Genomic DNA, 9,309 nt, shown 5'->3' with positions numbered 1-9,309 from the left:
TCATTATTAAGGAGGAACTGTTCAAAATGGCAAAAGCTAAATACGAACGTACAAAACCCCATGTTAACATCGGTACTATTGGTCACGTCGACCATGGTAAAACAACTCTTACAGCTGCAATCACAACTGTATTGTCCAAAAAATACGGCGGTGCTGCAGTAGCATTCGACCAAATCGATAAAGCTCCAGAAGAAAGAGAACGCGGTATCACGATCTCCACAGCTCACGTTGAGTACGAAACTGACAAACGTCACTACGCTCACGTTGACTGCCCAGGTCACGCCGACTACGTTAAAAACATGATCACTGGTGCTGCTCAAATGGACGGCGCAATCTTGGTTGTATCCGCAGCTGACGGTCCTATGCCGCAAACTCGCGAACACATCTTGTTGTCCCGCCAAGTAGGCGTTCCTTACATCGTTGTATTCTTGAACAAATGCGACATGGTTGAAGACGAAGAGCTTCTTGAATTGGTTGAAATGGAAGTTCGCGACCTTCTTAACGAATATGACTTCCCAGGTGATGACACTCCAATCACTCGTGGTTCTGCTCGTGAAGCATTGATGAATCCAGAAGGCGAATGGGCTCAAAAAATCATTGAAATGTTCGAAACGATTGATGAGTACATCCCTCTTCCAGAACGCGACACTGACAAACCTTTCTTGATGCCAGTCGAAGACGTATTCTCCATCACTGGTCGTGGTACAGTTGCAACTGGTCGTGTAGAACGCGGTGTAGTTAAAGTCGGCGACGAAGTTGAAATCGTTGGTCTTGCTGAAGAAACTAAAAAATCCGTTGTTACAGGCGTTGAGATGTTCCGTAAATTGCTCGACAACGCACAAGCTGGTGACAACATCGGTGCATTGCTTCGTGGTATTGACCGTAAAGATATTGAACGCGGTCAAGTTCTTGCAAAACCAGCTTCCGTTAAACCGCACACTGAGTTCACTGCTCAAGTGTACGTTTTGACTAAAGAAGAAGGCGGACGTCATAAACCTTTCTTCTCAGGCTACCGTCCACAATTCTACTTCCGTACAACGGACGTAACTGGTGTAATCACTCTTCCAGAAGGAACAGAAATGGTTATGCCTGGTGACAACATCACTGTATCCGTACAATTGATCGCTCCAATCGCGATTGAAGAAGGTACTCGTTTCTCCATCCGTGAAGGCGGACGTACAGTTGGTGCTGGAACAGTAGCAACAATCTCCAAATAATAGGCTGAACAAGTCTATTGAACATAAGCAACATTGTACTGTAACGAGCAACATTGTACTGTAACGATGATGAGAAAGAGCCTGTATTCGTAAAGAAAACAGGCTCTTTCTTTTTAGTTTCTTCTATATAAGATGTACGCTGCAGAAACTTTTAATTTTTTCTTGCAAAGTGCCCGCCTTTTCTATATAATAATGAATGTTGTTCTGAGACGTTGCGATGATGTGAGAGGTTACTGACACACCCGGCCCCTTTGCCATGGGAAGGTGAGTCGGAAAATTTTCACGGAGTATGTCCGATACTAAATTGGGCGATAGAAGGAGGGACTAAAATGGCAAAGCAAAAAATTCGTATTCGTTTGAAAGCATACGATCACAGAATTCTTGATCAATCCGCAGAGAAAATTGTAGAGACTGCAAAACGTTCGGGTGCTGGTGTATCTGGCCCGATTCCGCTTCCAACTGAGAAACAAGTTGTAACTATTCTCCGCGCGGTACACAAGTATAAGGATTCTCGGGAACAATTCGAACAACGTACACACAAACGTTTGATCGATATTGTGAACCCAACTCCACAAACTGTGGATGCCTTAATGCGCTTGGACCTGCCGTCCGGTGTGGATATCGAAATCAAATTGTAATTCCAATGCATAACGGAAGAAAGAAAGGAAAAGAGGTGTCAACATGAAAGGTATCTTAGGGAAAAAACTTGGGATGACTCAAGTGTTTACTGCTGAAGGTAATGTTATTCCTGTAACTGTAGTAGAAGCAGGACCTAACGTTGTTTTGCAAAAGAAAGATTTGGAGAACGACGGTTACGAAGCAGTGCAATTGGGCTTTTCCGATAAAAAAGAAAAGAACGCGAATAAACCTGAAGCAGGTCATGCTAAAAAAGCAAACACTGCACCTAAGCGCTACGTTCGTGAAATTCGCGGTGTTGACCTCGCTGGATACGAGGTTGGCCAAGAAGTGAAGGTTGATATCTTCGCAGAAGGCGAATTTGTTGACGTAACAGGTATTTCTAAAGGTAAAGGATTCGCTGGCGTTATCAAACGTTGGGGACAAAGCCGCGGACCAATGGCTCACGGTTCTCGTTACCATCGTCGTCCAGGTTCCATGGGTTCCATCCAAGCGAACCGCGTTCCTAAAGGTAAACACCTTCCAGGACATATGGGGCATGAAACAATTACGATTCAAAACCTTGAAGTCGTAAAAGTTGATGCTGAACGCAATGTATTGCTCGTTAAAGGCTCCATTCCAGGACCTAAAAACAGCTTCGTGAAAATTAAACAATCGGTGAAGAAATAAACACCTAAGGAAAGGAGGAACAAACAATGCCTAAAGTAGCTCTTTACAATGTTAGCGGTAGCCAAGTGGGCGAAATTGAATTGAACGATGCGGTGTTCGGAATCGAACCAAACGTTCACGTTCTTCATGAAGCCGTTGTTATGCAACAAGCTTCCCTTCGTCAAGGTAACCATAAAGTTAAAGGTCGTTCTGAAGTTCGCGGTGGTGGTCGTAAACCTTGGAAACAAAAAGGTACAGGCCGTGCTCGTCAAGGTTCGATCCGTGCACCACAATGGAAAGGCGGCGGTGTCGTATTTGGTCCGACTCCACGCAGCTATGCGTACAAACTTCCTAAGAAAGTTCGTCGTCTAGCAATCAAATCCGCATTATCTTCAAAAGTTGTGGATAATGAAATTATCGTACTTGATCAACTTACGCTTAGCGCGCCAAAAACAAAAGAATTCGCAGCTATTTTGAACAACCTCAAAGTAGATCGCAAAGCACTTGTAGTAGCGCCTAGCTATGACGAGAATGTTGCTCTATCTGCACGTAACATCCCTGGGGTGAAATTCGTTGCAGCTGACGGCATTAATGTTCTTGATGTGTTGACTTACGACAAGCTGATCATTACGAAAGAAGCAGTTCAGAAGGTAGAGGAGGTGCTCGCGTAATGAAGGATCCTCGCGATATAATTAAGCGCCCAGTGATTACGGAACGTACGGCTGACTACATGAGCGACTTGAAATATGCGTTCGAAGTAGACATGCGTGCGAACAAAACCGAAATCAAGCAAGCTATTGAGGCGATCTTTAAAGTTAAAGTAACTAACGTGAATACGATGCGTGTTCCTGCGAAGCCAAAACGTTACGGACGCTACTCCGGTTACACTAGTGAATGGAAAAAAGCGATTGTAACTTTGAGCAAAGACAGCAAACCGCTCGAGTTCTTTGAGTCTGTATAAGAAATCGTTAATGTAAGGAGGGAAAATCAGTGCCTATTAAAAAGTATAAACCGACATCCCCGGCTCGCCGTGCTATGTCCGTATCCACTTTTGAAGAGATTACGACTAATGAGCCGGAGAAATCTTTGCTTGCGCCACTTAGCAAAAAAGCTGGCCGCAATAACCAAGGTAAAATTACGGTTCGTCACCAAGGTGGTGGACACAAACGTAAATACCGTATTATCGACTTCAAACGGAATAAAGATGGAATACCAGGTAGCGTTGCTACAATTGAGTATGATCCTAACCGTACTTCCAATATCGCTTTGATCAACTATGCTGATGGAGAGAAACGTTATATCATCGCTCCTAAAGGTCTTAAAGTTGGCGATAAAATCGAATCTGGTCCTAATGCCGACATCAAAATCGGTAATGCACTGCCGCTAGAAAACATTCCAGTAGGTACAGTTATCCACAATATCGAATTGCAACCAGGTAAAGGTGGACAATTGGTTCGTGCAGCAGGTACTGAAGCGCAACTTCTTGGTAAAGAAGATAAATACGTAACTGTACGTCTTTCTTCTGGTGAAGTTCGCAGAATTTTGAAAGTTTGCCGTGCAACAATCGGATCTGTAGGTAACGAAGATCACGAACTTGTGAAAATCGGTAAAGCAGGCCGCAGCCGCTGGCTTGGTCAACGTCCTGAAGTTCGCGGGGTAGTAATGAACCCTAACGATCACCCTCACGGTGGTGGTGAAGGTAAAGCTCCAATCGGACGTAAATCGCCTATGTCTCCATGGGGCAAACCAACTCTTGGTTACAAAACGCGTAAAAAAGGAAAAGCTTCTGATAAATATATCGTTCGTCGTCGCACTAAGTAATGCAAATTGTGCATAACTCGTGCATAGATCAAGCGAGAAGATTTGAAGAAGGGAGGATTTGACTATGAGTCGCAGTCTGAAAAAGGGGCCTTTTGTTGATGGCTACCTGCTGAAGAAAGTAGAAGAATTAAACGAGTCCAACAAAAAGACAGTAATTAAAACGTGGTCCCGTCGCTCTACGATTTTCCCACAATTTATCGGACATACGTTTGGAGTATATGACGGACGTAAACACGTGCCAGTATATGTAACGGAAGATATGGTTGGTCACAAACTGGGTGAGTTTGCTCCTACCCGTACGTACAAAGGTCATACGGATGACGATAAAAAAACCGGAAGACGTTAATATAAGTTCTACGTTTGAGAGGAGGTTACACAATGGAAGCAAAAGCACATGCAAGATTTGTTCGGATTGCTCCTCGTAAGGCTCAACTAGTTGTTGACTTGATTCGCGGCAAGAAAGTTGGCGAGGCAATTGCAATTCTTCGTCATACTCCGAAAGCTGCTTCTCCAATCGTTGAGAAGCTCTTGAATTCAGCGATCGCGAATGCTGAGCATAACAATTCATTGGATGTCAATAAATTGGTTGTAACACAAGCGTACGTTAACCAAGGTCCGACGATGAAACGTTTCCGCCCACGTGCAATGGGACGTGCAAGCCGGATCAACAAACGTACTAGCCACATTACTTTAGTGGTATCTGAAAAATAAGGAGGGAAAACGTGTGGGCCAAAAGGTAAATCCAGTCGGATTACGTGTTGGAATTATCCGTGATTGGGAATCTAAATGGTATGCAGGCAAAGATTTTGGTGATCTTCTACTAGAAGACGTCAAAATTCGTGAATACCTGAAAAATAAATTGAAAGACTCTGCAGTATCTCGCATTGAAATTGAGAGAGCAGCCAACCGTGTGAACGTAACAATCAATACTGCGAAACCAGGTATGGTAATTGGTAAAGGCGGTTCTGAAGTTGAAAATCTTCGTAACCAAATTACTAAAATTGCAGGCGGTAAAAAGGTTCACATTAACATTTCTGAAATTAAAAACCCTGAGCTTGACGCAATCTTGGTAGCAGAAAGCATTGCACAACAATTGGAACGCCGTGTTTCATTCCGTCGTGCTTTGAAACAAGCTATTCAAAGATCGATGCGTGCAGGAGCTAAAGGGATTAAAACAGCAGTCAGCGGACGCCTTGGCGGTGCTGAAATCGCTCGTACAGAAGGCTACAGTGAAGGAACTGTTCCACTTCATACGCTTCGTGCTGACATCGACTACGGTACAGCGGAAGCTCATACAACTTATGGCCGTCTTGGCGTAAAAGTATGGATCTATCGTGGAGAGGTTCTTCCTACGGCTAAGAAACAAGCTGCTCAGGAAGGAGGCAACTAATCATGTTGGTACCAAAACGTGTAAAACACCGCAAACAACAACGCGGTCATATGAAAGGCCAAGCTAAAGGCGGCACGGAACTGAACTTTGGTCAATACGGGTTGCAAGCTCTTGAGCCTTCTTGGATCACTAACCGTCAGATCGAAGCAGCTCGTATTGCGATGACTCGTTACATCAAACGTGGCGGTAAAGTTTGGATTAAGATTTTCCCTGATAAACCGATTACTCAAAAGCCTCTTGAAGTGCGTATGGGTAGCGGTAAAGGTAACGTTGAGAAATGGGTAGCAGTTGTTAAGCCGGGCAAAATTATGTTCGAGCTTGATGGTGTGTCTGAAGAAATTGCTCGCGAAGCAATGCGTCTTGCAGCTCACAAACTGCCTATCAAAACGAAGTTTGTGAAACGTGAAGAATTGGGTGGTGAAGCAAATGAAGGCTAATGAATTGCGCAACTTAACCACTGCTGAAATTGAACAAAAAATTGCCGGATTTAAAGAGGAGCTCTTTAACCTCCGTTTTCAATTGGCTACCGGTCAGCTTGATAACCCATATCGAATCCGTGATGTGCGTAGAGAAATAGCTCGTGCTAAAACCGTATTACGTGAAAGAGAACTTGGGATCACTAGTTAATGAACCAGATGGCTGCATCGTAATCATCTGAATTCAGGAAGGAGGCTAACTATGAGCGAAGAACGCAATGCTCGTAAAGTGCAAATCGGTAAAGTGGTCAGCGATAAAATGGACAAAACAATTGTAGTTGCTGTTGAAACTTACAAAAAACATGCTTTGTACCATAAACGCATTAAATACACTAAGAAATTTAAAGCGCATGATGAAAACAACGTTGCGAAAATCGGCGATATCGTGAAAATCATGGAGACTCGTCCGCTTTCTAAAGACAAACGTTGGAGACTTGTGGAAGTTGTAGAAGAAGCGGTTATCATTTAAGGATGACCTAGAGCTTATTCCGAAAGGAGGAAATATCAATGATTCAACCATTTACACGCTTAGCTGTAGCTGATAACTCTGGTGCGAAAGAACTTATGTGTATTCGCGTTCTTGGCGGTACTGGTCGTCGTACGGCTCAAATTGGTGATATGATCGTATGTTCTGTAAAACAAGCAACACCAGGCGGCGTTGTCAAAAAAGGTGACGTTGTTAAAGCGGTTGTTGTTCGCAGCAAACGTGCTGTTCGTCGTAAAGACGGATCTTACATCGCATTTGATGAAAATGCAGCAGTTGTTGTTAAAGAAGATAAAAGCCCACGCGGAACGCGTATTTTCGGACCTGTCGCACGTGAGCTTCGTGATAAAGACTTCATGAAAATCGTTTCCTTGGCTCCGGAAGTAATCTAACAAGGGTATAAATAAATCCTTGCAACCAGGAGGTGTACGAAATGCCAAGATTGAAAAAGGTGCTTGAATCCCATGCTAACAAACTTCACGTCAAAAAAGACGACACTGTTATCGTGATCAGCGGTAAAGACAAAGGCAAAAAAGGCCGCGTACTTGCAGCTTATCCTCGTGAAAACCGTGTCCTTGTAGAAGGCGTGAACATGGTTAAAAAACACCAAAAACCTACTCAACTTAATCCACAAGGTGGAATTATTGAGAAAGAGGCTCCGATTCACGTATCGAACGTAATGCACGTTGATCCTAAGAGCGGAAAAGTAACTCGTATCGGTTACAAAGTATTGGACAACGGCAAAAAAGTTCGCGTAGCTAAGAGATCCGGAGAAGTTATCGACTAATTGAATTGTCAGGAAAGGAGGTCCATAATTCATGGCAGCAAGATTGAAAGAACGTTTTCTAAACGAAATCACTCCTGCTTTGATGCAGAAGTTCAACTATACAACTGTAATGCAAGTGCCTAAAATTGAGAAAGTGGTAATCAACATGGGTGTTGGTGACGCTGTTGCTAACTCTAAAGTGCTTGATTCCGCAGTCAATGATATGGAGTTGATTGCAGGTCAAAAACCAGTAATTACTCGTGCTAAAAAATCCATCGCAGGATTTAAGCTACGTGAGAACATGCCGATTGGGGTTAAAGTTACACTTCGCGGTGAACGCATGTACTACTTCCTTGATAAATTGTTCAACGTTGCGCTTCCTCGCGTTCGTGACTTCCACGGTGTATCTACTAAAGCGTTCGATGGACGTGGTAACTACACTCTTGGTCTTAAGGAACAATTGATCTTCCCTGAGATCGAGTACGATAAAGTGGATAAAGTTCGCGGTATGGATATCGTTATCGTAACAACGGCTAACACTGACGAAGAGTCTCGTGAATTGTTGACTCAACTCGGAATGCCATTTGCGAAATAATGTCGGCTTAATTGTTCACCGAAACTATTTAGGAGGTGTCAGGCTAAGTGGCAAAAACTTCAATGAAAGTAAAACAACAACGCAAGCCTAAGTTTAAAGTGCGTGCATACACACGTTGCGAGCGTTGCGGTCGTCCACATTCGGTATTGCAAAAATTTAAAATTTGCAGAATTTGTTTCCGTGAATTAGCTTATAAAGGTCAGATTCCTGGCGTCAAAAAAGCAAGCTGGTAATCACCCTACAACGGGAAGGAGGTTTACATTAAATGACTATGTCAGATCCAATTGCAGATATGCTTACTCGCATTCGTAACGCAAACACAGTGCGTCATGAAACGGTAGAAGTTCCTGCTTCGACGATCAAAAAACAAATCGCTGAAATTTTGAAGCGTGAAGGTTTTATCCGCGATGCAGAGTATATCGATGATAATAAACAAGGGATTATCCGTATCTTCTTGAAATACGGCCCTAACAACGAACGCGTCATCTCCGGTTTGAAGAGAATTAGTAAACCAGGCCTTCGCGTGTACACGAAAAGTAATGAAGTTCCTCGTGTTCTCGGCGGTCTAGGTATCGCAATTATCTCCACATCCAAAGGAGTTATGACGGATAAAGAAGCTCGTCAAGCAAAATCAGGCGGAGAAGTTATCTGCTACGTTTGGTAATACACGTCTTAAAACAAGGAGGTGCAACAAATGTCTCGTATTGGTCGCAAACCAATCGCAATCCCTAGTGGTGTGAATGTCACACTTGATAACTCTGTAATTACGGTTAAAGGACCTAAAGGTACGCTCAGCCGCGCACTTCATAAAGATATGAAAGTAACGGTTGAAGATAACCAAATCATCATTGAGCGTCCTTCTGAAAATAAATTACATCGTTCTCTACATGGTACAACTCGCAGTGTTGTAAACAACATGGTGAGCGGTGTAACTGAAGGTTTCTCTAAATCCCTTGAGCTTGTAGGGGTTGGATACCGTGCTAGCAAATCCGGAGATAAAATCGTTCTGAACGTTGGTTACTCCCATCCGGTTGAAATTACGCCAGAAGCAGGCATTGAGTTCGAAGTTCCTTCTAACACGAAAATTATCGTTAAAGGGATCGACAAAGAGCGCGTAGGTGCTTATGCTGCTAAAATTCGTTCTGTACGTGAACCTGAACCATACAAAGGTAAAGGTATTAAGTATGAAGGCGAACGCATCATCCGTAAGGAAGGTAAAGCTGGTAAGAAGAAATAAGGTAAATCTTATTGGACTTTTACCCCGTGCGTCTTAATG

18 protein-coding genes are annotated in these 9,309 nt (G+C 43.4%); all 18 read left to right on the top strand.

Annotated features, from left to right (window positions below; genetic code table 11):
* Window positions 1–26 precede the first annotated feature (26 nt).
* The 18 genes from tuf to rplF all read left to right on the top strand — a co-directional run bounded on the left by tuf (window position 27) and on the right by rplF (window position 9,270).
* A complete protein-coding gene (tuf, locus tag J2Z20_RS16185; protein WP_209852796.1) occupies window positions 27–1,217 on the top strand; it encodes an elongation factor Tu in 1,191 nt (396 codons plus the stop codon).
* 329 nt (window positions 1,218–1,546) lie between these two features.
* Entirely contained in the window at window positions 1,547–1,855 is a 309-nt protein-coding gene (rpsJ, locus tag J2Z20_RS16180; RefSeq protein WP_068698242.1) for a 30S ribosomal protein S10, read from the top strand.
* 43 nt (window positions 1,856–1,898) lie between these two features.
* Complete coding sequence (gene rplC, locus J2Z20_RS16175) at window positions 1,899–2,522, top strand: 50S ribosomal protein L3 (RefSeq protein ID WP_209852777.1); 624 nt, start codon at window positions 1,899–1,901, stop codon at window positions 2,520–2,522.
* A 26-nt stretch (window positions 2,523–2,548) separates the two neighbouring features.
* Window positions 2,549–3,172 carry a 50S ribosomal protein L4 gene (gene rplD, locus J2Z20_RS16170; RefSeq protein WP_209852775.1) on the top strand — a complete coding sequence of 208 codons (624 nt, stop codon included), beginning with the start codon at window positions 2,549–2,551 and terminating at the stop codon, window positions 3,170–3,172.
* The gene (rplW, locus tag J2Z20_RS16165) at window positions 3,172–3,462 is read left to right on the top strand and encodes a 50S ribosomal protein L23 (RefSeq protein ID WP_209852773.1); all 291 of its coding nucleotides are present in this window, start codon (window positions 3,172–3,174) and stop codon (window positions 3,460–3,462) included. Before rplD ends, rplW begins: the two co-directional genes overlap by 1 nt.
* Before the next feature lie 29 nt (window positions 3,463–3,491).
* Entirely contained in the window at window positions 3,492–4,322 is an 831-nt protein-coding gene (rplB, locus tag J2Z20_RS16160; protein WP_209852770.1) for a 50S ribosomal protein L2, read from the top strand.
* 64 nt (window positions 4,323–4,386) lie between these two features.
* Window positions 4,387–4,668, top strand: coding sequence for a 30S ribosomal protein S19 (gene rpsS, locus J2Z20_RS16155; RefSeq protein WP_209852767.1), 282 nt, complete (start codon window positions 4,387–4,389; stop codon window positions 4,666–4,668).
* A 32-nt stretch (window positions 4,669–4,700) separates the two neighbouring features.
* Window positions 4,701–5,033: a 50S ribosomal protein L22 gene (gene rplV / locus J2Z20_RS16150; protein ID WP_209852764.1), complete on the top strand. Its 333-nt coding sequence runs from the start codon at window positions 4,701–4,703 to the stop codon at window positions 5,031–5,033.
* Window positions 5,034–5,046: 13 nt separating this feature from the next.
* Entirely contained in the window at window positions 5,047–5,712 is a 666-nt protein-coding gene (gene rpsC, locus J2Z20_RS16145) for a 30S ribosomal protein S3 (protein ID WP_209852761.1), read from the top strand.
* A gap of 2 nt (window positions 5,713–5,714) precedes the next feature.
* Entirely contained in the window at window positions 5,715–6,149 is a 435-nt protein-coding gene (gene rplP / locus J2Z20_RS16140; RefSeq protein ID WP_209852758.1) for a 50S ribosomal protein L16, read from the top strand.
* On the top strand, window positions 6,139–6,339 hold the full coding sequence (gene rpmC, locus J2Z20_RS16135) for a 50S ribosomal protein L29 (RefSeq protein ID WP_209852755.1): 201 nt from the start codon (window positions 6,139–6,141) through the stop codon (window positions 6,337–6,339). The genes rplP and rpmC overlap by 11 nt, the downstream gene beginning before the upstream one ends.
* Window positions 6,340–6,390: 51 nt before the next feature.
* Window positions 6,391–6,657: a 30S ribosomal protein S17 gene (gene rpsQ / locus J2Z20_RS16130; RefSeq protein WP_209852752.1), complete on the top strand. Its 267-nt coding sequence runs from the start codon at window positions 6,391–6,393 to the stop codon at window positions 6,655–6,657.
* 38 nt (window positions 6,658–6,695) lie between these two features.
* Complete coding sequence (rplN, locus tag J2Z20_RS16125) at window positions 6,696–7,064, top strand: 50S ribosomal protein L14 (RefSeq protein ID WP_209852749.1); 369 nt, start codon at window positions 6,696–6,698, stop codon at window positions 7,062–7,064.
* A gap of 41 nt (window positions 7,065–7,105) precedes the next feature.
* Window positions 7,106–7,459: a 50S ribosomal protein L24 gene (rplX, locus tag J2Z20_RS16120; RefSeq protein ID WP_209852746.1), complete on the top strand. Its 354-nt coding sequence runs from the start codon at window positions 7,106–7,108 to the stop codon at window positions 7,457–7,459.
* A 31-nt stretch (window positions 7,460–7,490) separates the two neighbouring features.
* Window positions 7,491–8,033, top strand: a complete 543-nt coding sequence (rplE, locus tag J2Z20_RS16115) for a 50S ribosomal protein L5 (RefSeq protein ID WP_209852743.1) — start codon at window positions 7,491–7,493, stop codon at window positions 8,031–8,033.
* A gap of 47 nt (window positions 8,034–8,080) precedes the next feature.
* Window positions 8,081–8,266, top strand: coding sequence for a type Z 30S ribosomal protein S14 (locus J2Z20_RS16110; RefSeq protein WP_062490520.1), 186 nt, complete (start codon window positions 8,081–8,083; stop codon window positions 8,264–8,266).
* Between the two features lie 32 nt (window positions 8,267–8,298).
* On the top strand, window positions 8,299–8,697 hold the full coding sequence (rpsH, locus tag J2Z20_RS16105) for a 30S ribosomal protein S8 (protein WP_209852740.1): 399 nt from the start codon (window positions 8,299–8,301) through the stop codon (window positions 8,695–8,697).
* A 30-nt stretch (window positions 8,698–8,727) separates the two neighbouring features.
* Window positions 8,728–9,270: a 50S ribosomal protein L6 gene (gene rplF, locus J2Z20_RS16100; RefSeq protein ID WP_209852738.1), complete on the top strand. Its 543-nt coding sequence runs from the start codon at window positions 8,728–8,730 to the stop codon at window positions 9,268–9,270.
* Window positions 9,271–9,309 lie beyond the last annotated feature (39 nt).

This window comes from Paenibacillus sediminis (assembly GCF_017873765.1).
Taxonomy (GTDB): domain Bacteria; phylum Bacillota; class Bacilli; order Paenibacillales; family Paenibacillaceae; genus Paenibacillus_AG; species Paenibacillus_AG sediminis.
This window is presented reverse-complemented; position numbering and strand designations above follow the sequence as displayed.